Annotated in this window: 23 protein-coding genes, 1 tRNA gene and 1 other annotated feature; of the genes, 21 read left to right on the top strand and 3 right to left on the bottom strand. The window is 47.0% G+C overall.

Annotated features, from left to right (window positions below):
• Window positions 1-61: 61 nt before the first annotated feature.
• The gene (locus HP398_RS30210) at window positions 62-1,075 is read right to left on the bottom strand and encodes a YaaC family protein (RefSeq protein ID WP_017246858.1); all 1,014 of its coding nucleotides are present in this window, start codon (window positions 1,073-1,075) and stop codon (window positions 62-64) included.
• 166 nt (window positions 1,076-1,241) lie between these two features.
• On the opposite strand from HP398_RS30210, the gene guaB reads away from it, so the two are divergent.
• The 17 genes from guaB to HP398_RS30295 all read left to right on the top strand — a co-directional run bounded on the left by guaB (window position 1,242) and on the right by HP398_RS30295 (window position 18,222).
• Window positions 1,242-2,702, top strand: coding sequence for an IMP dehydrogenase (guaB, locus tag HP398_RS30215; RefSeq protein ID WP_173624476.1), 1,461 nt, complete (start codon window positions 1,242-1,244; stop codon window positions 2,700-2,702).
• A gap of 189 nt (window positions 2,703-2,891) precedes the next feature.
• Window positions 2,892-4,208, top strand: a complete 1,317-nt coding sequence (locus HP398_RS30220; protein WP_017246860.1) for a D-alanyl-D-alanine carboxypeptidase family protein — start codon at window positions 2,892-2,894, stop codon at window positions 4,206-4,208.
• Between the two features lie 105 nt (window positions 4,209-4,313).
• Window positions 4,314-5,198 carry a pyridoxal 5'-phosphate synthase lyase subunit PdxS gene (gene pdxS, locus HP398_RS30225; RefSeq protein WP_017246861.1) on the top strand — a complete coding sequence of 295 codons (885 nt, stop codon included), beginning with the start codon at window positions 4,314-4,316 and terminating at the stop codon, window positions 5,196-5,198.
• A 10-nt stretch (window positions 5,199-5,208) separates the two neighbouring features.
• Complete coding sequence (pdxT, locus tag HP398_RS30230) at window positions 5,209-5,784, top strand: pyridoxal 5'-phosphate synthase glutaminase subunit PdxT (RefSeq protein ID WP_069852470.1); 576 nt, start codon at window positions 5,209-5,211, stop codon at window positions 5,782-5,784.
• Between the two features lie 128 nt (window positions 5,785-5,912).
• Window positions 5,913-6,137: a binding site (T-box leader), on the top strand.
• 53 nt (window positions 6,138-6,190) lie between these two features.
• A complete protein-coding gene (gene serS, locus HP398_RS30235; protein ID WP_017246863.1) occupies window positions 6,191-7,471 on the top strand; it encodes a serine--tRNA ligase in 1,281 nt (426 codons plus the stop codon).
• A gap of 192 nt (window positions 7,472-7,663) precedes the next feature.
• Entirely contained in the window at window positions 7,664-7,831 is a 168-nt protein-coding gene (locus HP398_RS30240) for a hypothetical protein (protein ID WP_254476482.1), read from the top strand.
• Between the two features lie 60 nt (window positions 7,832-7,891).
• Entirely contained in the window at window positions 7,892-9,499 is a 1,608-nt protein-coding gene (gene aceB, locus HP398_RS30245) for a malate synthase A (RefSeq protein WP_017246865.1), read from the top strand.
• A 26-nt stretch (window positions 9,500-9,525) separates the two neighbouring features.
• Window positions 9,526-10,815, top strand: coding sequence for an isocitrate lyase (aceA, locus tag HP398_RS30250; RefSeq protein WP_017246866.1), 1,290 nt, complete (start codon window positions 9,526-9,528; stop codon window positions 10,813-10,815).
• A 191-nt stretch (window positions 10,816-11,006) separates the two neighbouring features.
• Window positions 11,007-12,104 carry an ABC transporter substrate-binding protein gene (locus HP398_RS30255; protein WP_017246867.1) on the top strand — a complete coding sequence of 366 codons (1,098 nt, stop codon included), beginning with the start codon at window positions 11,007-11,009 and terminating at the stop codon, window positions 12,102-12,104.
• Complete coding sequence (locus HP398_RS30260; protein WP_017246868.1) at window positions 12,094-12,903, top strand: alkaline phosphatase family protein; 810 nt, start codon at window positions 12,094-12,096, stop codon at window positions 12,901-12,903. The genes HP398_RS30255 and HP398_RS30260 overlap by 11 nt, the downstream gene beginning before the upstream one ends.
• Window positions 12,904-12,963: 60 nt before the next feature.
• Window positions 12,964-13,809, top strand: coding sequence for an ABC transporter permease (locus HP398_RS30265; RefSeq protein WP_017246869.1), 846 nt, complete (start codon window positions 12,964-12,966; stop codon window positions 13,807-13,809).
• Window positions 13,806-14,594: an ABC transporter permease gene (locus HP398_RS30270; RefSeq protein ID WP_017246870.1), complete on the top strand. Its 789-nt coding sequence runs from the start codon at window positions 13,806-13,808 to the stop codon at window positions 14,592-14,594. The genes HP398_RS30265 and HP398_RS30270 overlap by 4 nt, the downstream gene beginning before the upstream one ends.
• On the top strand, window positions 14,594-15,613 hold the full coding sequence (locus tag HP398_RS30275; protein WP_173624477.1) for an ABC transporter ATP-binding protein: 1,020 nt from the start codon (window positions 14,594-14,596) through the stop codon (window positions 15,611-15,613). The genes HP398_RS30270 and HP398_RS30275 overlap by 1 nt, the downstream gene beginning before the upstream one ends.
• Window positions 15,597-16,397 carry a DeoR/GlpR family DNA-binding transcription regulator gene (locus tag HP398_RS30280; RefSeq protein WP_173624478.1) on the top strand — a complete coding sequence of 267 codons (801 nt, stop codon included), beginning with the start codon at window positions 15,597-15,599 and terminating at the stop codon, window positions 16,395-16,397. Before HP398_RS30275 ends, HP398_RS30280 begins: the two co-directional genes overlap by 17 nt.
• Window positions 16,391-17,419 carry a histidinol phosphate phosphatase domain-containing protein gene (locus HP398_RS30285; protein ID WP_173624479.1) on the top strand — a complete coding sequence of 343 codons (1,029 nt, stop codon included), beginning with the start codon at window positions 16,391-16,393 and terminating at the stop codon, window positions 17,417-17,419. Before HP398_RS30280 ends, HP398_RS30285 begins: the two co-directional genes overlap by 7 nt.
• A 73-nt stretch (window positions 17,420-17,492) precedes the next feature.
• A tRNA-Arg gene (locus tag HP398_RS30290) sits at window positions 17,493-17,569 on the top strand.
• 113 nt (window positions 17,570-17,682) lie between these two features.
• The gene (locus HP398_RS30295) at window positions 17,683-18,222 is read left to right on the top strand and encodes a hypothetical protein (protein ID WP_254476485.1); all 540 of its coding nucleotides are present in this window, start codon (window positions 17,683-17,685) and stop codon (window positions 18,220-18,222) included.
• A 39-nt stretch (window positions 18,223-18,261) separates the two neighbouring features.
• Here HP398_RS30295 and HP398_RS30300 read toward each other — a convergent pair whose 3' ends face one another.
• Entirely contained in the window at window positions 18,262-18,687 is a 426-nt protein-coding gene (locus tag HP398_RS30300) for a DUF7832 domain-containing protein (protein WP_173624480.1), read from the bottom strand.
• Window positions 18,688-18,811: 124 nt separating this feature from the next.
• Here HP398_RS30300 and HP398_RS30305 point away from each other — a divergent pair, with 124 nt between their 5' ends.
• The 3 genes from HP398_RS30305 to HP398_RS30315 all read left to right on the top strand — a co-directional run bounded on the left by HP398_RS30305 (window position 18,812) and on the right by HP398_RS30315 (window position 22,375).
• Window positions 18,812-20,506 (top strand): hypothetical protein, encoded by a 1,695-nt coding sequence (locus HP398_RS30305; protein ID WP_254476487.1) that lies wholly within the window; start codon window positions 18,812-18,814, stop codon window positions 20,504-20,506.
• A gap of 139 nt (window positions 20,507-20,645) precedes the next feature.
• Window positions 20,646-21,053 (top strand): RidA family protein, encoded by a 408-nt coding sequence (locus HP398_RS30310; protein WP_069852490.1) that lies wholly within the window; start codon window positions 20,646-20,648, stop codon window positions 21,051-21,053.
• A gap of 140 nt (window positions 21,054-21,193) precedes the next feature.
• Window positions 21,194-22,375, top strand: a complete 1,182-nt coding sequence (locus tag HP398_RS30315) for a NupC/NupG family nucleoside CNT transporter (protein ID WP_017246880.1) — start codon at window positions 21,194-21,196, stop codon at window positions 22,373-22,375.
• Between the two features lie 70 nt (window positions 22,376-22,445).
• Here the strand turns inward: HP398_RS30315 and HP398_RS30320 are convergent, their stop codons facing one another.
• On the bottom strand, window positions 22,446-22,622 hold the full coding sequence (locus tag HP398_RS30320) for a hypothetical protein (RefSeq protein WP_007719793.1): 177 nt from the start codon (window positions 22,620-22,622) through the stop codon (window positions 22,446-22,448).
• A 111-nt stretch (window positions 22,623-22,733) separates the two neighbouring features.
• Between HP398_RS30320 and HP398_RS30325 the strand changes: the two genes are divergently transcribed.
• Window positions 22,734-23,324: a hypothetical protein gene (locus tag HP398_RS30325; RefSeq protein WP_173624481.1), complete on the top strand. Its 591-nt coding sequence runs from the start codon at window positions 22,734-22,736 to the stop codon at window positions 23,322-23,324.
• Window positions 23,325-23,361 lie beyond the last annotated feature (37 nt).

The raw sequence follows: 23,361 nt of genomic DNA on the forward strand, positions 1-23,361 counted from the left end.
AACCTTCTTGCTGATGATGGCAGGAAGGTTTTTTCGTGTAGAGAAAGCAGTGACAGGAAAACTAATACAGATCGGACGGCAAAGAGGGAAGGGACATCCGGTGATTTCGGTGAAAATGCCTTCGAATAACCGAGGGGAAAGTATCCATGTGGTTATCCAAAAAATGTTCGACCAAATATCGCTCAACAAGTCCGTGAGACATCGTTAGCTCTCCCCACCACTCCGTTTCATAGCGGCAAAGCATGCTGAGTACATAAAGCAGCAAGTAATGACTAGCCCATTCGGGAAGAGGTAGAGAAGAAGCAGACCCATTCCAGAAGAAGAGGACGTTCTGATGCAAACGAAATAACGGGTGTTGATCCAGTTCAGACAGGGCACACTGAGGAAGGGTCAGTTCCTTTATATTTTTGTTATTTACCGAAGCGAGTTTTTCCAAGTTACAAACAGCTGGAGCAAGCCTGCGAATGTATTGGATGAAAGTCTCAGTTGAATAGGATAAGGGCCCGTCCGTTTTTTCAGGAAAGGTAATGCGAACCAAATTATCCTGACTGATTTGATCAATCTTTAGCGTTAACCAGTTACGTGGTTTATCCGTAGCAATTCCGTAACTATCGCTGACGCTGGGGATGGATGAAAATAAGTTATGGACTGAATAGCGATCTTGTAACGGCGCAAGCTGGAACGCGTGAGCTAATTGGGCAAAAAACCCTTCCTTTTGTGGACGAACTTCATCCTCCATTAGCATATAGGCGTTTCGTTTGAGCTTTCGTGTCGTGACACCATGTTGAAGAACACGACTGTTTTGGGGATAATACGGATCTCGAGTCAATAACATCGCCTTCAACAAGTGAGAGCATCCATAAAACAGCAGTAATGGCTGGATAGACAAGTCGGCAACAGCGGAAGTGGAATAAAAATGTCTGGCTTGTCTCCAGAGAAACAGGAAACGCGAGCTTTGTTGAAAAGCTAGTCGCTCGGCATGCTCAACACCCATGTCATGATAGCAGGCAGCCAAATATTTACGTGCAGTAGGTTCTGTCTCAAAATAGCGTAATGTTTTCCAAGCGTTATCCATGATACCCACCTTTATCAATTTTCGTAATATGGTTAAGTTTCCCTAATTGTTTTTTGATTTATCTGTCTAATTGAATCTATAACCGAACGATATACTCATTTCTTGACAGTAAATTAAGCCGTTTGTTAAACTGTCTTAAACCATTCGCCGAGAGGAGCTTTCAACTGTGCGGGAAGACAAATTTGTTAAAGAGGGCTTAACGTTTGACGATGTATTGCTCATTCCAGGAAAATCTGAAGTTTTGCCAAGGGATGTTGATCTACGAGTACGATTGAGTGAGAATGTGAAGCTGAATATTCCTCTGATCAGTGCTGGGATGGACACCGTAACGGAGTCTGGACTTGCAATCGCCATGGCTCGCCAAGGTGGTATCGGGATTGTCCATAAAAACATGTCCATCGAGCAACAAGCAAGCGAAGTAGATCGTGTAAAACGCTCTGAAAGTGGCGTTATTACCAATCCGTTCTCTTTGTCCCAAGAGCATACCGTCGAAGAAGCGAATGCTCTCATGGGTAAATATCGTATCTCCGGTGTTCCGATTGTCGATGAGAATCAAAAACTGATCGGAATTCTCACCAACCGCGATCTGCGCTTTGTACATGACTTCTCCATCAAGATCAAAGAGGTTATGACCAAGGAAAACCTGGTGACGGCTCCTGTCGGTACTACACTGCAACAGGCAGAATTGATTTTGCAACAACATAAGATCGAAAAGCTCCCGTTGGTGGATGATAACAACATCCTGCGTGGACTCATTACGATTAAAGATATTGAAAAGGCAATTCAATACCCGAATGCAGCAAAAGATGCACAAGGCCGCTTGCTGTGTGGTGCTGCTGTTGGGGTATCTGCAGACACGTTTGAGCGTACAGCAGCACTTGTACAAGCTGGCGTGGACGTACTGGTGATTGATACGGCTCATGGGCATTCTAAAGGCGTAATTGAAACGGTAAGAGCAGTTCGCAAAGAATACCCAACGCTCACAATCGTCGCAGGGAACGTGGCAACTGGACAAGCTACTCGCGATCTTATCGAAGCTGGCGCATCTGTGGTGAAGGTTGGTATCGGTCCAGGTTCCATTTGTACAACTCGTGTCGTAGCAGGTATCGGTGTTCCTCAAATTACAGCGATCCACGATTGTGCACAAGTAGCGCGAGAGTACAATATTCCAATTATTGCCGACGGCGGCATTAAATACTCCGGTGATTTGCCAAAAGCAATTGGTGCAGGTGCTTCTGTGATCATGATTGGCAGTCTGTTCGCCGGTACAGAAGAAAGCCCGGGCGAATTCGAGATTTTCCAAGGTCGTCGTTTCAAGGTATATCGCGGAATGGGATCGATCGGCGCGATGAAAGCCGGCAGTAAGGACCGTTACTTCCAAGAGAACGCACAAAAGCTCGTTCCGGAAGGGATCGAAGGCCGTGTTCCTTACAAAGGCCCATTGGCGGATGTTACGTATCAGTTGATTGGTGGACTGCGTGCAGGTATGGGATACTGCGGGGCGAAGACCATTGAGGATTTGATTCAAAACTCCCAGTTCGTTCGCATTACCGGCGCTGGCTTGCGTGAGAGCCACCCACACGACGTACAAATTACAAAAGAATCACCTAACTACTCGATTTCCTAAGCGAAAAATAGTACGGAAGACCCAGGTCCCCTTTCTTTTAATAAGAGAGGGGATTTTTACTAGCTACTAACTTGTGGAAATAGGAGGAATCTCGCTTCAAGCCACCCTGCAACCTATGGTACACTTACAATTGTGTGCTTGTTTTCACGAAAAAATGAAATCGACAGAAATAGGAGAGTGAGAGATTACATGAAGCGAAAGACATGGACAAAGCGATTGACAGGTCTGTTCCTTTCTGTCGCTGTTTTTGCTACAGCAATGGGAGGAATGGTTTCAAAGGTAGAAGCTGCCCCTGTAGCATCTCAAGCGAATTTACAACTGGAAGCGAAGTCTGCCATTCTTGTTGAGGCATCGACGGGAAGGGTTATCTATAGTAAAGATCCTGACGTAGCACTTCCGGTAGCTAGCATGAGTAAAATTATGTCTGAATACCTGGTTCAGGAAGCCGTCAAACAAAAGAAAATTAACTGGGATGATGTTGTCCCGGTAAGTGAGTATGCTTTTTATATCGCGAAAATTTCAGATTCGTCTGGGGTGTACCTGAATTTAGGTGAATCATTTACAGTTAAACAATTGTCAGAAGCGATGACAGTCGTTTCTGCTAACGACGCAACCGTACTTTTGGCTGAGAAGGTCGCAGGCAGTGAAGCTGCCTTTGTTGAAATGATGAACAAAAAAGCAGTAGAGCTTGGTATGAAAAATACGATGTTTGTCACTTCTACAGGTTTGCCAGCTAATGAGTTGGGCCCGTATTCAGTGAAAACCGATCAACCAGAAAATCTGATGTCGGCACGCGATTCGGCTATCCTCGCACGTGCTCTGATCCGTGATTTCCCTGAGGCATTGGAAGTTTCCAAAAAAACAAACTTCACATTCCGAACAGGTACCCCACAAGAGTGGAGCAAGAAAAGCTTCAACTGGATGCTGCCTGGTCTGATTAGCTACTATCCGGGCGTAGATGGATTGAAAACAGGGCATACACTTGCAGCGGGCTATTGCTTTACAGGGACGGCTGTTCGTGACAACATGCGTTTGATTAGTGTAGTAATGAATACAGATAGCAATACAAAGCGTTTCGCGGAGACCAGAAAACTGTTTGACTACGGTTTTAACAATTACAAACTGACGAAACAAATGGACAAGAATGTACCAGTTAAAGGGTTTGAAATAGCCCCTGTGAAAAACGGTGTAGAGGTAACAGTTCCAGCCGTTACAGGTAGCGAAGTAAATATGATTACAAAGATCGGTACAGAAGCAAAATTCACACCTACTGTTACCTTCCAGGAGCTGACCGCGCCAATTACGCAAGGACAGGTTGTCGGTAAGATCGTATTGAAAGAAGAAGGCATGAAGGATACGGATTATTTGCAGCCTGAAGACGCGACAAAAGCAGGTGTTGATGTAGTAGCAGGACAGGCAGTAGAGGAAGCCAGCTGGATTCGTCTGTTCTTCCGCAGCATCATTGAGTTTTTCAGCAATTTGTTTAGCAGTGGGACAGGAAATTAAATAATGGTTGTTTTCCCCTACATCTATCGTTTACAATGACGGTAACAGGAACCATAACACCACATAACAGTTTCGGTTCTGACTCATGATGTAGGGGGTAATGACATGGTACAAGTAGGAACATCCCGCGTAAAAAGAGGTATGGCTGAAATGCAAAAAGGCGGCGTTATTATGGACGTCGTAAATGCTGAACAAGCAAAAATTGCAGAAGCAGCGGGTGCTGTTGCTGTAATGGCTTTGGAGCGTGTACCGTCTGACATTCGTGCAGCTGGTGGAGTTGCGCGTATGGCGGACCTTAGCATTGTAGAGGAAGTACTGAAAGCTGTTTCGATCCCTGTTATGGCAAAAGCTCGTATCGGTCATTTTGTTGAAGCGCGTGTTCTTGAGTCTCTGGGTGTAGATTATCTCGATGAGAGTGAAGTACTCACTCCGGCAGATGACTTGTACCATATCAATAAAAAAGAGTTCACTGTACCGTTTGTATGTGGCGCCCGTGATCTGGGTGAAGCTCTCCGTCGTATCGGAGAAGGTGCATCCATGATCCGCACAAAAGGTGAGCCAGGAACCGGAAACATTGTAGAGGCTGTTCGTCATATGCGTACGATGATGTCCCAAATCCGCAAAGTGCAAGCCATGTCCTACGATGAACTGATGGCGGAAGCCAAAAACCTGGGTGCTCCATACGAACTTCTTGAAGCGGTACACAAAACAGGTAAGCTACCAGTCGTAAACTTCGCAGCAGGCGGAGTAGCAACACCAGCAGATGCTGCCCTGATGATGCAATTGGGCTCCGATGGCGTGTTTGTTGGCTCTGGTATCTTTAAATCAGAGAATCCAGAGAAGTTTGCTCGCGCGATTGTGGAAGCGACCACCCACTACACGGATTACGAACTGATTGCTCGCGTATCCAAAGGCTTGGGGACGGCAATGCCAGGTATCGAAATCTCCAAAATTCGTGAAGCTGATCGTATGCAAGAGCGCGGCTGGTAAGGTGAGTAGCATGAAAATCGGCGTACTCGCTCTACAAGGAGCTGTAGCAGAACATGTGCGACTGCTAGAAGAGGTTGGTGCCACAGCCGTCCCGGTCAAAAAAGTAGAAGAACTGGATGACCTCGACGGGCTGGTCATTCCCGGCGGAGAGAGCACCACGATAAGCAAGCTGATGCACAAGTACGGATTCATGGAGGCGGTTCAAGAGTTCGGTAAGGCGAACAAGCCGATCTTCGGAACTTGCGCAGGAGCGATCCTTCTGGCAAAACAGATTCAAGGACAAGACGATTGCCATCTAGGGTTGATGGACATCAAAGTAGAGCGGAATGCTTTTGGTCGCCAAAAGGAGAGCTTTGAAGTCTTGATGCCTGTTGCGGGTGTGGCGGCAGATTACCCGGCAGTGTTCATCCGGGCACCGTATATCATGGAAGTGGGAGAGAACGGTCAAGTCTTGGCCAAGCACGAAGACAAGATTGTTGTCGCCCGAAGCGGTCACTATTTGGCAGCAGCCTTTCACCCAGAATTGACCGAAGATACAAGACTGCACAAATACTTCCTCGACATGGTCAAGGAATACAGAAGCTAGCCGTCATACCGGAAGATCGGCCGTCAAAAAGGCGCCGATCTTCTTTTTTTCTGAAAAGATCGAGGTGGGCTGCTCTTTACATACGTATAGAACCTGTAGTACAGTTAACAATAATAGTATTCATGAATGAGAATGCGATGATGAGAACAAGTACTTCACAAGAGCCAGGTCTAGAGAGTCGGTGGTAGGTGCGAACCGATCCGGTTATGTGAAGGAATCCATCTCGGAGTGGCAAAGGAACAACAACTTTGCCCGGAACCGTCCCGTTATGACGGAAGAGTGGGCATATGCATGAGGATTGCTGCATATGTCAACGAGGGTGGCAACGCGGGTATACAACACTCGTCCCTTACCAGGGGACGGGTGTTTTTTGTTTTTTTTCAATACGATTCGGAGGGATTTACACATGTTGGACGTAAAAGTATTACGCCAGGATTTGGAAGAAGTAAAACGCCGTTTGGCTTACCGCAATGAAGATATTTCTGCGTTGGATCAATTCGTAGAAGTAGATGAAAAGCGTCGCCAAATCATCCAAGAAGCAGAAGCGCTGAAAAATAAGCGTAACACGGTATCCGAGCAAGTAGCGGTTATGAAACGCAATAAGGAAAATGCAGACCATCTGATCACTGAAATGAAAGAAGTAAATGAACGCATCAAGGCTTTGGATGAAGAGCTGCGCCAACTGGATGAGCAGCTGGAGTTCATCTTGCTGAGCCTCCCGAACCTGCCGCACGAAAGCACGCCGATCGGTACGACAGAAGACGATAACGTGATTGCCTGGACATGGGGAGAGCCACGTGCATTTGACTTTGAGATTAAGCCTCACTGGGAGCTGGCTAGCCAAGCAGGCATCCTCGATTTTGAAACGGCGGCAAAAGTAACAGGAAGCCGTTTTGTTTTCTATAAAGGCTTGGGTGCACGCCTGGAGCGCGCACTGATGAACTTCATGATGGATCTGCACTCGAATGAGCATGGCTATGAAGAAGTGATCCCACCGTTTATCGTCAACCGCACGAGCATGACAGGAACGGGTCAATTACCTAAGTTCGAAGAGGATGCATTCAAAATCGAGGGACCAGATTACTTCCTGATTCCAACTGCAGAGGTGCCAGTCACCAATATGCATCGTGATGAAATCATGGATGGAGCAGATCTCCCTCGCTACTACACTGCTTTCAGCGCATGTTTCCGTTCGGAAGCGGGTTCTGCTGGCCGTGATACGCGTGGGTTGATTCGTCAGCATCAATTCAACAAAGTTGAGTTGGTGAAATTCGTGAAACCAGAGGAGTCTTATGACGAACTCGACAAACTGGTGAAAAACGCTGAAAAGGTGCTTCAACTGCTTGGACTGCCATACCGTGTCTTGAGCATGTGCACAGGCGATCTAGGATTTACAGCTGCGAAGAAATTCGACCTGGAAGTTTGGATTCCAAGCGGTGGCACATACCGTGAAATCTCGTCTTGCTCGAACTTTGAAGATTTCCAAGCGCGCCGCGCCAATATCCGTTTCCGTCGCGATACAAAATCGAAGCCGGAATTTGTGCATACATTGAATGGTTCTGGTTTGGCGATTGGACGTACAGTAGCAGCGATCTTGGAGAACTACCAAGTGGCAGATGGAGCCATCGTGATTCCAGAAGTTCTTCGTCCGTACATGGGCGGAGTAGACAAGATCGCGCCGAAGTAATAAGCAAGAGATAAGGAAAGCAGCTCTTGATCCATAACGGGTCAAGGGCTGTTTTATATTGTGTACTAATACAGGTGGAATTTTTTAAAAAACGTGTTGCACTGTACTAATTTCTGTTATATAATAAAAACAAATTTTAAGAATATTGTTTTAATACAGAAATGGAGGAATGGAGAATGGACTGCTATCGATGTGAAGGAAACGGAGAACAAAATTGCCCAAAATGTGGAGGCGTTGGTCATGATGCCAACGGAGCGGCTTGCCACAATTGCTTGGGAGATGGTCATGTATGCTGCAGCCATTGCAGTGGCAGCGGGTATCAGGAGTAAGGACATTTTTTTTGCTCTTGCTGTTATATAATAAAAAACATTTTATCAATCTGTATCATAATAACTTTGAAGTGAGGGAGGAGGAGCTGTTTTGACTACCGTACCAACGAATCCATATCCGCTGGAGGTGCAGATTTCCGGTGAGATGCACCCCGGTTATCAAGATATCCTGACACCAGAAGCGATTCAATTCGTGATGAAGCTGGAGCAAAGATTTGGCGACAGACGACAACAATTGTTGGCTAAACGCGTGGAGCGTCAATTGCAGATCGATGCAGGTCAACTACCCGATTTTCTACAGGAAACAGCGGATATTCGTAAAGGAGATTGGACTGTTGCTCCATTGCCCAAAGATTTGCAGGACAGACGGGTGGAGATTACGGGACCTTCGGGTGATCGGAAAATGGTCATCAATGCACTGAACTCGGGTGCTCGGCTTTTCATGGCTGATTTTGAGGACGCCAACTCACCGACATGGGAGAACACCATCCAAGGCCAAATCAACATGAAGGATGCGGTACGCCGCAATATCTCTTACATCAGTCCGGAAGGCAAATCATACACCCTCAATGAAAAGACAGCGGTTTTGATCGTGCGTCCTCGTGGCTGGCATCTTGAAGAAAAGCACATTCTCCTCGATCGAAAACCGATCTCCGGCAGCCTGCTTGACTTCGGACTTTACTTTTACCACAACGTAGACGCTCTTATCGCGAATCAGACAGCACCGTATTTCTACTTACCGAAACTGGAGAGCCATCTGGAGGCTCGCCTCTGGAACGACGTCTTCCTTTTCGCGCAGGATGAATTAAATATTCCACGCGGCACGATTCGCGCGACAGTATTGATCGAGACGATTCTTGCAGCTTTTGAGATGGATGAGATTCTGTACGAGTTGCGCGAGCATAGTGCAGGACTGAATTGCGGACGCTGGGATTACATTTTCAGCTATATCAAAAAGCTGCGGAATCAGCCTGATGTCATTACACCGGATCGTGCCCAAGTAACCATGACAGTTCCGTTCATGAAGGCATACACCACGCTGGCCGTGAAGACTTGCCATAAACGGATGGCGCCTTGCATTGGCGGAATGGCTGCACAAATTCCGGTGAAAAATGACCCGGTACAAAATGCAGAAGCCATCGCCAAAGTGCGCGCTGACAAAGAGCGGGAAGCGTACGATGGACATGATGGGACGTGGGTTGCTCACCCAGGGCTAGTGCCGGTAGCTATGGAAGTGTTCGATCGCTTGATGAGAGAGCCGAACCAAATCTGGTACAAACGTGAAGATGTGGATGTATCCGCTAAGAAACTGCTGGCAGTTCCAGAGGGCACGATTACAGAAGCGGGTGTCCGTACGAACATAAGCGTAGGCATACAGTACATCGAGGCTTGGTTGCGAGGCTCTGGGGCTGTACCGATCAACAATCTGATGGAGGATGCGGCTACAGCAGAAATTTCGCGGGCACAAGTCTGGCAATGGATGCGTCATCGTCACGGAGTCTTGCAGGATGGTAGAAAGGTGACGGAAGGTTTGGTGAAGCAATGGTTGAGTGAGGAGCTGCAAGCGATCAAGCAAGCAATCGGTCAAGAGAGGTACGACAACAGCAAGTATCCGATTGCTGGTGATCTGTTCTTGCAATTGGTAACGACAGAAGATTTCGAAGACTTCCTAACTGTACCGGGTTATCGCTATTTATAAAAATAAAAAGAGTGGGGGAAATGAAAATGACGAAGGCAAACAAGCAAGAAGCGATTCAACAGGTGGAGCAAAGCTGGCAAGGCGAGCGTTTTGAAGGAATTACACGTCCATATACGGCAGAAGATGTCGTTCGTCTGCGCGGTTCCGTACAAATCGAACATACGCTGGCTCGTCTAGGGGCAGAGCGTCTGTGGAGCCTCTTGCATACCGAGCACCATATTAAAGCGTTGGGGGCTTTGACCGGGAATCAAGCGATTCAGCAGGTAAAGGCAGGATTAAAAGCGATTTATTTGAGTGGCTGGCAGGTAGCGGCCGATGCCAATCTGTCTGGTCAGATGTATCCTGATCAAAGCCTCTACCCGGCAAACAGTGTTCCCCAAGTCGTAAAAAGAATTAATCAGGCATTGCAACGGGCTGATCAGATCGATCAATCAGAAGGGGGTACCGAGACGAATTGGTTTGCTCCGATCGTAGCAGATGCAGAAGCGGGCTTTGGTGGGCCACTGAACGTCTTCGAATTGATGAAGGGTATGATTGAAGCGGGTGCAGCAGGGGTGCATTTTGAAGACCAGCTGGCTTCCGAGAAAAAATGCGGCCATATGGGCGGGAAGGTACTGATTCCGACGCAAGCAGCCGTCCGTAACCTGATTTCCGCACGATTTGCGGCAGATGTGATGGGGGTTCCAACGATTATCGTGGCACGTACCGATGCAAATGGCGCTTTCCTGATCACCAGCGACATCGACGAGCAGGATAAACCATTCCTGACGGGTGAACGAACAGCAGAGGGCTTCTTCCGTCTACGCGGCGGATTGGATGCAGCGATTGCCCGTGGACTGGCGTACGCTCCTTATGCAGATTTGATCTGGTGCGAGACTTCTGAGCCAAATTTGGAGGAAGCACGCCGTTTTGCAGAAGCGATCCATGCCAAATACCCGGGCAAGCTGTTAGCGTACAATTGCTCTCCTTCTTTCAACTGGAAAAAGAAGCTGGATGAACAGACTATCGCTCGCTTCCAGGAAGAGATCGGCGAGATGGGCTACAAGTTCCAATTTGTCACGCTTGCTGGCTTCCACTCCCTGAATTACGGCATGTTTGAACTGGCGCGTGGATATCGTGATCGTGGAATGGCTGCCTACTCTGAATTACAGCAAGCTGAATTCGCCAGTGAAGTACATGGCTATACGGCGACTCGTCATCAGCGTGAAGTCGGAACGGGCTATTTCGATGAGGTTGCGCAAGTTATCTCTGGCGGCAAATCCTCTACGACTGCGCTTAGCGGGTCGACGGAAGAGGAGCAATTCGCCCATAATTAAATAGGAAAAACGAAGGACTACGTGGTTCTCTGGTATTCAGAGAGCCACTTTTTGCGTTCACGTCTATTTTTCATAGAGTCTTAATAGCTTTTTAACAACGCATTTATATCAGTTTCATTTTTGTTGTTTACGATTAGCTTAGAAAAAACAAAAGAATCAAACACAAATAAAAACGAAAAGGGGCCTTAAAGATGAGAGGGAACCAGTTAAGCTGGAAACGAACCGTTGTTGTCATGACATCCGTTTTTCTGCTTGCGGGATGTGCCACCGAGACAAAGTCAGGCACTTCTCTGGATACGTCGCAATTGACCCTGGATCAAATCGTGGAAAAAGCAAAGCAGGAGGGAGAAGTCAACTCCGTGGGTATGCCGGACACGTGGGCAAACTGGGGAGAGACTTGGGGCAATCTCGCAAAGGAATACGGCTTGAAGCATACGGACACGGACATGTCGAGCGCAGAAGAATTGGCTAAATTTGAAGCAGAAAAAGAAGACGCCACAGCAGATATCGGTGACGTAGGTATTGCTTTTGGACCGTTAGCCAAGCAAAAAGGGCTGACGCTGCCTTACAAAACCTCTTACTGGAACGACATTCCCGACTGGGCAAAAGATGATGAAGGACATTGGTTGCTGGGCTATACCGGAACACTGGCCTTTATTACGGACAAGACAAAGGTACAAAATCCTCCCAAGACCTGGGCAGATTTGAAAAACGGCAGCTTCAAGATCGCGATCGGCGATGTCATGAAAGCGAATCAGGCACAATTTGCCGTACTGGCCGCGGCCTATGCTAATGGAGGAGATGAGAAAAATATTCAGCCCGGCATAGACTTTTTCGCTGAGTTGGCAAAAAACAAACGGCTCAGTACGAGCGATCCGAGCCTTGCCAATCTAGAAAAGGGTGAGGTCGAAGTCGCTATCTTGTGGGACTTCAACGCGCTCGGGTACCGGGAAAAAATCGATAAAAACCGCTTTGATGTCTTGATCCCGGAGGAAGCATCGGTCAGCAGCGGGTACGCAACTGTAATTAACAAGTACGCCAAGCACCCGCACGCTGCCATGTTAGCTCGTGAATACATTCTCTCCGACGCTGGACAGTCCAATCTGGCTCGTGGCTATGCTCGACCGATTCGTGCTAACGCCAAGCTGGACGAATCCGCTAAAGCCATGCTGCTCCCCGATGAAATGTATAAAAACGCACGTCCGGTGGGCGATTTGACTGCTTGGGAAGAGACAGCTAAAAAATTGCCGCAGCTATGGCAAGAGCAGGTGTTAATCCATGTGCGCTAGTAAGCTCGCCATGATTGTGCTCGACGGATTGAGATTTGACACAGCCATCTCGCACATGGGGTACCTGCATCACCTGGTCGAGTACGGTATTGCGGCTCGTTTCCAGGTACGATCTGAATTGCCCAGTCTCTCTCGTCCTTTGTACGAGGTTCTTTTAACGGGAACCCCTGTGTGGAAAAACGGAATTTCCAGCAATCAGGCGGTTCGGCTTTCGCACCAGGAGAGTCTCTTTCACTTGACGCAGAAAAATGGGATGTCCAACGCTGCTGCCGCTTATTGCTGGGTAAGCGAGCTTTATAACAAGGCTCCGTTCAATCCGTTTCACGACCGAATCCAATTGAACACCGATAAGCCGATACAAAACGGGATGTTCTACTGGGAAGATCACTATCCGGATACACACTTGTTTGCTGACGCCAACTTTTTGTTGAATGGGTACAATCCGGATTTTCTTTACGTCCACTCCATGAATATCGATGATGACGGACATAAGCATACGGCCGATTCCGCGCGATATCGAAATCGGGTTCTGGCGGCAGATTCGATACTGGCAAATGTGCTTCCTGCGTGGATCGATGCGGGTTATCAAATCATCGTAACAGCCGATCATGGGATGACAGCTGATGGAAATCATGGCGGCACTTCTAGCGCTGACCGGGACGTTCCCTTGTTTGTCATCAGCAACCTGATATCTCCGGGTATTCGCGAGGAGGCAATTCCGCAATTGCAGGTCGCGCCGCTTGCCTGCCATTTGCTCGGCATCTCCCCCTCCAAAGAGATGCAGCCATTGAACGTATGAGGGCTGAGTAAGACGTCTCCCTAAGGGGGCGTCTTTTCCTCTAAGAAAGGAGCTTTTGCGATGAAACGATTTGTCAGTATGCTCTGGGTCACGACGATTCCGTTCTTTGCAATGATCGCTCTGTTTCTCCTCGTCCCATTGCTTTCCATGATCGGAGGGAGCTTTCAGGCCGAGGGGGGCGGCGGTTTTACCATCAGTCACTATCGTGAGATTTTTTCAAATCCGTATTACTTGCAGGCTTTTGAGAACAGCGTGCTCATCTCATTCCTGTCTGCTCTCATTGGAATCGTCGTTGCTGTTTTCGCTACCTATGCGATTACCCGTTTCCCACAGTCACTGCAACAGCGAATTCTTGTCATTACGAACTTAACCTCCAATTTTGCGGGGATTCCGCTCGCATTTGCCTTCATTGTCCTGTTGGGAAACAGTGGATTGTTTGTTTTGCTCGCGAAGCAACTGGGGATTGATTTTGGTCAGTCATTTACTCTGTATTCGTGGAGCGGCTTAACGCTTGTTTATATTTATTTTCAACTGCCTCTGGCAGTCATGCTGTTGTATCCCCTGTACAACGCCATTCAGAAACAATGGATGGAAGCGGCCGAGCTGCTTGGGGCCAGCCCCTCGAAGTTTTGGCTGAGAATCGGTTTTCCGGTACTGCTTCCAGGCATCGTCGGCACATTCAGCATTCTGTTTGCCAACGCAATGGGTGCTTATGCTTCTGCCTACGCGCTCACCGGGAGCAACTACAATCTGGTGCCCATTCGGATTGGTGCGCTAGTATCTGGCGACATTTTTGCCAGACCCGAGCTGGGTAGCGCTCTCGCTGTACTGCTCGGCCTGACGCTTGCCGCCGCCCTGCTCGTGAACGAGTGGCTGACGCGGAAGATTCGGAGGGATTTGTCTTGAAGCGGATCAGTTTGCCATCCTTGTCGTTTGCGTTGCTCATGCTGTATTTGTTTTTGCCTGTCGCGGCTACCATCCTTTACTCACTGGCAACCGAGTGGAATAGCACGGTTTTGCCGGAAGGACTCACAGGAAAATGGTTCGCGGAGCTGTATGCCGATCCCCGATTTTTGCAGGCATTCGGGCGTTCTTTTTTGCTCAGCTTTCTGACGACTGTCGTTGCCGTTGTCATTATTGTTCCTGCTGTATTCTCCATTATCGTCTACGCTCCCCGGATGGAGAGGCTGGTTCAAATTTTGGTGATGCTGACCTATGCCGTTCCGGGTGTCATTATGGCGGTCGGATTGATCCGTACTTATTCAGGAAACGGAATTCCAATGGTCATCATCACCGCCGGGGCGTATTTGGTCGGTTTGCTTCCGTATTTATATCAGGGAACGCGCAACAGCCTGCTTGCCTTGCAGGCACGTTCGTTGATGGAGGCAGCCGAGCTCTTGGGTGCGAGCCACTGGCAGGCGTTTGTACGGATTATCGTTCCGAATATCATGTCTGGAATTTTCGTGTCCTCGCTCTTGTCGTTCTCCATTTTGTTTGGTGAATTCGTATTGATTAACATCCTGGTGGGAGGAAGATACGAAACCCTGCAGATGTATCTATACGCCAAGCTATCGTCAAGTGGGCATGTCGCCAGCGCAATTACCGTCACTTATTTTGTCCTCATGGCTATCATCACTGGCCTGGTTGTAAAATTCACGCGCCGAAGCTTCGCACGCAAGGAGGTTCCCTAATGAGCTACGTCCAAATCGAACACTTGTCCAAAACTTTTCACGGTCAACACGTGTTGCAGCAACTCGATCTTGCGATTGAAAAAGGTGAGCTGGTTACCTTGCTTGGTCCTAGCGGGTGTGGCAAAAGTACGCTGTTACGCATCCTCAGTGGTTTGACGGCCCCTGATACGGGCATGATCTACATTGACGGCAAAGATGTGACGGACGTGTCTCCAAAAAACAGGCAGATCGGCATGGTGTTCCAATCGTATGCGCTCTTTCCCAATCTTACGGTCAGTCAAAACATTGCCTTTGGCCTGGAAATGAACAAAATCTCGAAAACGGAGATTCGGGTGCGTGTCCAAGAAATGATTGAGCTGGTGGGATTGGTGGGAAAGGAGCAGGCTTACCCACGTGAATTGTCTGGTGGCCAGCAGCAGCGTGTGGCACTTGCCCGTTCTCTGGTCACCCGGCCAAAAGTGCTTTTGCTCGATGAGCCGCTTAGCGCGCTTGATGCTCAGATTCGTAAAAATTTGCAAAAGCAGCTACGCACGATCCAACGAGAATTAAACATGACGACTGTGCTGGTTACGCACGATCAGGAAGAAGCCATGGCTGTCAGTGACCGCATCTACATCATGAATGGTGGACGAATCGTTCAGCACGGCAGTCCTCAAGAGATTTACACGCAACCTCGATCTGAATTTGTTGCTCGCTTCATTGGCAATTACAACGTGCTGACTGCCGAGCAGCTTAGCCAAATCGCGCCTCATTTGTCTCATCCGGCAGTTGAACGTTTCGCAATTCGTCCCGAGACGTTTCGCGAACAGCCTTTGACTGGGGAGGACATCTGCTTGACCGGGAATATCGCTCAAGTAACCATGCTCGGCAACATTACCCGTTACGAGCTGAACATTGGTGATGTTCCTGTACTGGTGGACACTCTGCACCTGTCTTTCGAGCAGGAGCAGATAGGCACAACAAAAACAATGTATGTAGGTCCCAAGGATGTGATTCCGCTTTATGACACTATTGCCTGAAGAACGACAGCAAGTGATACTAGACGAATTGAACCGCCACGGTAAAATTCAGGTGATGAGTCTGGCAAAAAACCTGGCAGTAACACCGGAGACAATACGACGTGATCTGGACCAATTGGAACAGCAACGTTTGTTAAAACGAGTGTACGGAGGAGCTATCCCTTATCATTTGGCGAAGCGTGAACCGCACTTTGAAAAGAAACAGGCGATTCAACAGACGGCAAAAACGAAAATCGGGCAAATCGCGGCAGAACTTTTGTCTGACGGGGATACCATCGCACTCGATGTCGGGACGACAACACTGGAATTGGCACGTGCTATAAAAGGCCTCAACCAATTAACGATTGTCACGAATTCGCTCCCCGCCGCTTCTTTACTAAACGAGCTGTTGGAAGCCAATCAGTTCAACGGTCAGGTCATTATGCTGGGGGGCCTGACCCATCCGGCCCAACAATCGGTTGCTGGGGCGTTTACCTGCGAGCTGCTCTCTCGTTTTCATTTTGATAAAGCGTTTATTTCCTGTGGAGGAATGACGGCTGATGGCTTCACCGACTATGACATGGAAGAAACGCTATGCTCGACCATGATGGTACAGCGGGCAGAGCAAGTCTATGTATTGGGAGACACAACCAAGATCGGTCAAACGCAATTTTTTCGTATTTGCGGCTGGCAGGATGTCAGCGCGGTTATTTGTGACCAGCCGATACCGGATGAATGGCTTTCGTCTGGCATTCAAACTACCTGGATAAGCGAACATCCGGGAAGGAGAGACTTCACATGCTGATCGACTATCATCTTCATCTGGAAGAAGGGCCTTTTTCATTGCGTTGGCTCGACCGTACCAATACTGCCCTCGACCACTTTTATCCACTTACTGAACCTCGACATACCCGCACCTGGCTGCTGGACAGCCTTGCGCGATTAAATAACCGCATGTCTCTGGGGTGCTACGACCCATCCTGGATCGATCTGTATTTACGTGAAGCGTTAAACAAAGGCTTGAAGGAAGTGGGGATTGTCGATCATTTATACCGCTTTCGTGAAGCCCGTCCCTATTTTGAACGGTATCTAGACCTCAGTGATACCGATTTGGGTCGCTTGCAGCGCACTTGGCTTGATCAAGTATGCACCGAGAGTCTTAATGACTTTTGTGTCGCTATTGAGGCAGCAAAGCAGCGTTGGTCGGCAAGCGGTGTGGAGTTGCGGCTGGGGATCGAAGCGGATTACTTTATCGGCGGGGAGGCAGAATTGGAAAGCTTGCTGGCAGGCGCTTCGTGGGATTATGTGATCGGTTCTGTTCATTTTATGCAAGGATGGGGCTTTGACAATCCCGAGACTCGCCATCTGTTTGAGCAGCATGACCTGAAACAGTTATACGCGGACTTTTTCTACACGGTTGAGTGCATGATCAGGAGCAATTTATTTGATTTTGTTGCCCATCTGGACAATCTGAAAGTGTTCTCCTATCGCCCTCTGGAATCAGAGATAGTTCCCTATTACCACCGGATCGCAACTGCTTTGAGAGAAACGGATACAGCGACCGAAATCAATGCGGGCCTGTACTACCGCTATCCTGTTAAGGAAATGTGCCCAAGTCCCGTTTTTCTCGACGTTTTGGTGGCGCATGGTGTTCCACTGACACTCTCGTCCGACGCGCACTTTCCCGACGATATTGGGAGATACGTAGCGGCGAATCTGGAGAACCTCCATTCAATGGGAGTAACGGAGATTGCTACTTTTTCCGGTCGTCAACGGATCATGAAGCCAATCCGTTATGCATCAGCTATTCCAGACGAGAACTGCTGATAGGAACTGGAATGGATAGGATTTGCCGAAAAATGGATATACACATATAATAAGAAAGTAGGTGATCATATTTGTCCCCGTAGCTCAGCAGGATAGAGCAACGGTTTCCTAAACTGTAGGTCGGAGGTTCGAATCCTCTCGGGGACGCCATCGAAGAAAAAACCTTGGTGTATCAAGGTTTTTTCTTTTTTTGTTGAGACGTGTAGCATGCCTCCAATGTATAACGTATATCAAATGACGAACGAAATAAGGGGGGATTTCTTTTGAAAAAAGTGATGGTAGGATGTATGGCTATGGTCTTGGCGATTTTCTTCAGTGGTTGCAGCTCAGATGCGGTCGTACAAAATCAGACTGCCGCGCCACCTGCAAAAGAAGTAATGAACACTGGCACAGAACCGAAACAATCGGTCGACAGCTCTACAAGCTATAACCAAATCGCAAGCTATATGGAAGAAGAGAGCAAGAAAGCTTTCTCCCCCTACTATGAGCTGCTGGAGTTTACACTATCGGATTATGAAGAGAAAACAGTAGATGGAAAAGTAGAAGCGACATTCGCATATCAAGTGAAATACAAAAACTTTGAGAAAGACCCTGACACCGTAGAATACATCAAAGTCGCCAAAGAAAAGAACGATCCCAACTACCAACAGCTGTATGATGAATATTTGCAGCCCAAGGACATGAATTTTCATTTGAAAGCGGTAATGGAAGATGCGGACTCCATAACGCTTTACACCAACGTGAGTCCAAAAGGAATCCAATGGGAGAAGGTAGTTATGTCTGATTTTATCCTGAAGAAATAGGATAGCGACTTGACCGTAGGGCCGCGTACTCACGCGGTCTTATTCATTTTTCTCGCACCAGTACTCATACTCATTGTCGATCCAATCTTTGATATGATCGTAATTCCCCCAAGTATCTTCCACGTGGTACACGCTTGGATCACAATCAAACGCTTCGAGATAATGATAGCGATACTCTCCCGTATCGAAATCGAAGTAAAACATTGCGAACTGGTTTCCTTCTTCATTCAGCATGTCTTTAGCAAATACTCCATCCGTCTTCTCATAAACTTCAGGACCAGTCATCTTCCTTTGTTTAAAATCAGCAATCAGGTTTGCAAAACTCTTTTGAAAATCCTTGCTAACCATATCATTTTCAATCAACCAGCCGATGAAAAAACCTGTATGTACGTATGCCTGTTTTTGAGGCAGATCCTCCTCAAAGTTTTCGTAATGATATTTCGCTTTATCGTATACCGTTGTCACTAGCGAATCCTCTCTTTCTAATTGCCCATTTTTCAAAAATTATACAGGATAGATGTAATCGTAAAAAGCCAAAAGAGGATGAAGAAGGAAGGGTAGGAATTTTGTAGCATTGCCATGATGCGAAGTGGTAGTATTTAACTGTTATATAGAGAAAACCATTGGTTGGTTCATAGAGGGGTTATATTTCATGCGGAATTTGCTTGCCTATTTTCTTAGCGCTGTAATGATTAGTCTAGTAATCCTTCCTGTAGAGCCTGCGTCATCTAGAGGTTCTAGTTCCTCTAGCTCCAGTAGTTCTGGCAGAAGCTCAGGTTCGTCTAGTACCAGCTCCTATTCGTCCGGCAAAAGTTCAGGATCATCTGGTACCAGCTCATATTCGTCGGGCAGAAGCTCAGGGTCATCAAGTACAGGCTCCTATTCGTCCGGCAGAAGCTCGTACTCTTCAGGAAAAAGCTCAGGCTCAGCCAGCAAAAGTTCAAGCTCCTCGATAAAAAGCGCAAAACCGTCAAGCGGTTTCAAATCATCCAAGCCGGTTAAAATCAAAAAAAAGGCTGACGATGACGACGATGATGAAGAAGAAAGCGTGGAAGAAGAGACAAGCCAAGAAGAGGAGACGAGCGAAGAAGCCGCTGCGGAAGAGGAAAGAATCAAGCGGTCCGAACTCTTAATCCAAATCGATAGCGGTACTGGACCATACCATTTACAACCGAATCAATATTATCAATCGACCATTTGGGGTGACCCAACTCATAATGGTCCCCTATACTTTACCGTACATAATAACGGACAGTTAGAAGAGGTAGATGAGAGTGAGATAAATGGGGCAACAGTATTTAACATCCCATACAATTTCGATCCAACTCCATTTGAAAAAGAGTTTTATCTTAATAGCCTGCCAACGGATCAAATCTATGTGGCATCCTTTCAATATCAGGACATTTACATGTTTTTAGACCCAGATGGTATCATTCACTGGCTCCCTAAATATGAAGCCTTAGAGAAAAACCTCCCCATCATAGAAGCAGAAGAGGTACTGCTGTCAGAGCAAACGCTGGAAATGCATAGCAACGAAATGGCCTTGCATAATTTCCCGAAAAACAAAGTCTATCGGAAGAGTATCAATAGGATTCCGAGGTATTTTCTGTTCAATAATGAAGAAAATGTTCAGTTAGTAGGAAAAAAAGAACTTAAGAACTATGAAGTTTTGGAATATGACCAAATGATTGATCCGACTTCTCCTGATCTTATGGGAGAGATCAAAGAAAAAATCCAGGATTCAGGTGTCCCGACAGGATACATATACCAGATGACAGTGAACAATGCCCTGCGGAATTTTATCTATTATGGAAGGGGCTCGGTTGGGTTTGTAAAGAACTTGTCGTCTGTTAAAGAAAATTATATGGTTCGTGATTTTGAACAGGCTGTCCAAAAGATGCGGGAAGAAAAAAAGGAGGAAGAGAAAAGGCAATCGATCTGGAAGCTGTATCTCATTACGGCGGGTACGATTATGCTCGGTATTCTTCCTTTATGGTATTGGTATATGAATAGAAGAAAAAAGAAGAAGAATCAACCGCCTAACAAGATCATGAAGAAAAATACCAACCATACGGGAAAGAAAAAGAATGTAGTGCCTGTAAAGCCAGAAAGAACACCGATTCAACAGCCCCTACCCAAAAAGAAAGAAATAAGAGTAGAAGAAAAAAAGAAGCATGATGGCGGACTGTTTCAGCAATTTGAAGCCGTAAACAAAAAAGAACAGCCAAAAAGCTCTGGAAGCGGGCTATTTGATCAATTTAATTCCTCCAATAGAAACCACTAAAAAGCAAAACCCGTCCTCAGCCGAGCTAGAGACGGGTTATTCATTCCTCTCTTTCTTTGAGAAATCGAATAATGGTCAGAATTTTTTGGGTATGGTAGAATGGATTACCAATAAATGAGAATCGGAGGGAGCATGTCAGATGCAAAATGATAAGCGAATCAACTTCATTAACCCTGAAACAATGCCACCTACGTTTGGCTACACCCATGCGGTGGAGGTTCGGAACGCACGGACGATTTATGTATCGGGACAGGTGGCTCTCAACAGGGAAGGCCAAGTGGTCGGCACAGGCGATTTAGCCGCACAGACAAAACAAGTTTTCGATAATATCCAATTCGCGTTAGAAGCGTCAGGAGTCAGCTTTGAGCATGTAGTGAAATTGACTTTTTTCGTGACCGACATCTCCAAGATGCACATTGTCCGTGAGATTCGAGATCAGTACGTGAATACAGAAACCCCGCCAGCGAGCTCTGCCGTTGAAGTGAGCAAGCTCATCAGGGACGAGCTGTTGATTGAGATTGAGGCTATCGCCGTTGCAGATATATAGTTGTCCCATCCCCCTTCTGTTCGATTATTCATCGTTCAGGAGGGTTTTTTTGTGCTCTTTTGGGAAGATTATGGAGCGAGATAAGCGGATCGGCAATGGTACGTGTCGGCTCTAAATCTTTTGCTAATGGAGTTGGTTGCATGAATTATATCATCGCAGGTATAGGTTTGATTACGGTATTTTTGCTTGCTTGGCTGGCAAGTAGTAATAAAAAGCACATTCGGTATCGCCCTATCCTCATCATGATTCTGATTCAGATCGTGTTTGGTTTGCTGCTGTTGCGAACCAGTATTGGACTCATTTTAATATCAGGCATTGCCAGCAGTTTTTCCGTACTCTTGGAGTATGCCTACGAGGGGATTAATTTTGTTTTCGGTGGTATTGCGAATCCAGGTGCGTCTCCGTTTTTCTTACAAGTTTTGCTGCCGATTGTGTTCGTATCCGCACTGATAGGCATTCTGCAATACACGAGAATTCTCCCTTTATTTATTCATTATGTGGGACTCGTATTGAGCAAAGTGAATGGCATGGGAAAATTGGAGTCGTATAATGCGATTGCTTCGGCGATCGTCGGGCAGTCCGAAGTGTTTATTACCGTGAAAAAACAGCTCAGTGCTATACCTGAAAACAGGCTGTACACATTGTGCGCCTCTGCGATGTCCACCGTGTCTATGTCGATTGTGGGTTCCTTTATGACCATGCTCAAACCAGAGTATGTGGTAGCTGCGTTGGTACTCAACCTATTTGGTGGTTTTATCATTGCTTCTATTATTAATCCGTATAAAGTGAAGCCGGAAGATGACTTGCTCGATCAAGAAAAAGAAGAGAAACAGGCCTTTTTTGAAATGCTCGGGGAGTACATTCTAGATGGATTTAAAGTAGCTGTAGTCGTGGCCGCGATGTTGCTCGGATTTATTGCAATCATTGCGATGGTGAACGGGTTATTCACGGCGGTATTCGGTATCTCGTTCCAAGGGTTGTTAGGGTATGTCTTTGCTCCCCTCGCTTTTCTTATGGGGGTTCCTTGGCATGAAGCCGTACAAGCGGGAAGTATCATGGCCACTAAAATAGTGGCGAACGAGTTTGTCGCCATCCTCGACTTTACGAAAATTCAAGGTCAGTTAAGCGAGAGAACGGTCGCCATCGTGTCGGTGTTTCTGATCTCGTTTGCGAACTTTGGCTCCATCGGGACGATTGTTGGCGCGGTAAAAGGCTTGAATGAAAGGCAAGGAAATGTCGTCGCTCGGTTTGGACTAAAGCTGCTGTATGGGGCAACACTCGTTAGCATTTTGTCAGGAATTATCATCAGCATTGTAGTGTGAAGGGGACCCTTTCCGGGGTCTTTTTTTGTTAGGTACGGTTTCGTAACCAAATGATGGGGAGCAGCGTCTATCAATTGAGATATTCGTCTTTATTTCTCGGATCGTATCCTTCATCAAAGGAATGGGAATCACGGTTGTTACGCTCTATGAGGACTCTCTGCTTCCGGCGCTTGGCAATCCAATCGATGATGGCTCCAATCAGCAAGAGACCTCCGAAAATAAGTACGACGAGTAACCAGAGTGGCATTCATACAACACCTCACTTTCACTAAAAGATACGTCTTACCAGTGACGAAGTTGCGATGAGACCATTCAAGAGGAGATAAAGGAGTGAAGTCGGTTGAGAAAATGGGTGTGTATGACCGTAGTGGCAGGTTTGATTGTGGGAGGCTGTTCACCTGACACGAGCGTATCAACAGATTCTAAACAACAACCTGTTACCGAGCAACAGCAAGAGGCGGGAAATAGCGGGGGCGACCAAAAGCAAGAGAAGCAAACCGCTACCGTGCGCCAAATTATTCTGGACGATCAATTTTTAAAGCAGCTATCCAAAAACGAAATCAGTGGCTTCGATATCCACATCGGGATGAAGCGGGATGAGGTTTCTGCGCTATACGGCAAGGTAACGAAACAGGATTATTGGGATGGCGGGCGCTATGAAGTCTTTGAGAAGCTAGAGAGTGCGCTCATTTATTTTGATGGGCAGGATCGCGTATATGGAATTGATTTGGCGGGTCTTCATCTAAATGAAACGAATCTGGACACAATCCGTAAAAATCTGGGGGCTCCTGTCAGTGAAGATAAGAGCATGGCCGATGAGGATTATGTCATGTTTTTTGAAGCGGGAGATAACTCCGTATTTATTAGTGCAAAGGACGAGCAATCTCCAGCAGACAAAATAAGAATCATCAATAAAAAAATGATCGAGGAATCACCGCAAAAAGAATAAAGAGAAAAAGCCAGTCAGAAGGTTCGAATATGACCTT

Origin of the sequence: Brevibacillus sp. HB1.4B (assembly GCF_013284285.1) — a bacterium.
GTDB lineage: Bacteria > Bacillota > Bacilli > Brevibacillales > Brevibacillaceae > Brevibacillus > Brevibacillus porteri.

Coding starts and splice junctions, on each gene's coding strand:
- HP398_RS30210 (WP_017246858.1), bottom strand. CDS start 1,075: ATGGATAACGCTTGGAAAACATTACGCTATTTTGAGACAGAACCTACT.
- HP398_RS30310 (WP_069852490.1), top strand. CDS start 20,646: ATGCAAAATGATAAGCGAATCAACTTCATTAACCCTGAAACAATGCCA.
- pdxS (WP_017246861.1), top strand. CDS start 4,314: ATGGTACAAGTAGGAACATCCCGCGTAAAAAGAGGTATGGCTGAAATG.
- serS (WP_017246863.1), top strand. CDS start 6,191: ATGTTGGACGTAAAAGTATTACGCCAGGATTTGGAAGAAGTAAAACGC.
- HP398_RS30265 (WP_017246869.1), top strand. CDS start 12,964: ATGAAACGATTTGTCAGTATGCTCTGGGTCACGACGATTCCGTTCTTT.
- HP398_RS30315 (WP_017246880.1), top strand. CDS start 21,194: ATGAATTATATCATCGCAGGTATAGGTTTGATTACGGTATTTTTGCTT.
- HP398_RS30285 (WP_173624479.1), top strand. CDS start 16,391: ATGCTGATCGACTATCATCTTCATCTGGAAGAAGGGCCTTTTTCATTG.
- HP398_RS30320 (WP_007719793.1), bottom strand. CDS start 22,622: ATGCCACTCTGGTTACTCGTCGTACTTATTTTCGGAGGTCTCTTGCTG.
- HP398_RS30260 (WP_017246868.1), top strand. CDS start 12,094: ATGTGCGCTAGTAAGCTCGCCATGATTGTGCTCGACGGATTGAGATTT.
- aceA (WP_017246866.1), top strand. CDS start 9,526: ATGACGAAGGCAAACAAGCAAGAAGCGATTCAACAGGTGGAGCAAAGC.
- HP398_RS30325 (WP_173624481.1), top strand. CDS start 22,734: ATGACCGTAGTGGCAGGTTTGATTGTGGGAGGCTGTTCACCTGACACG.
- HP398_RS30275 (WP_173624477.1), top strand. CDS start 14,594: ATGAGCTACGTCCAAATCGAACACTTGTCCAAAACTTTTCACGGTCAA.
- pdxT (WP_069852470.1), top strand. CDS start 5,209: ATGAAAATCGGCGTACTCGCTCTACAAGGAGCTGTAGCAGAACATGTG.
- HP398_RS30280 (WP_173624478.1), top strand. CDS start 15,597: ATGACACTATTGCCTGAAGAACGACAGCAAGTGATACTAGACGAATTG.
- HP398_RS30255 (WP_017246867.1), top strand. CDS start 11,007: ATGAGAGGGAACCAGTTAAGCTGGAAACGAACCGTTGTTGTCATGACA.
- HP398_RS30220 (WP_017246860.1), top strand. CDS start 2,892: ATGAAGCGAAAGACATGGACAAAGCGATTGACAGGTCTGTTCCTTTCT.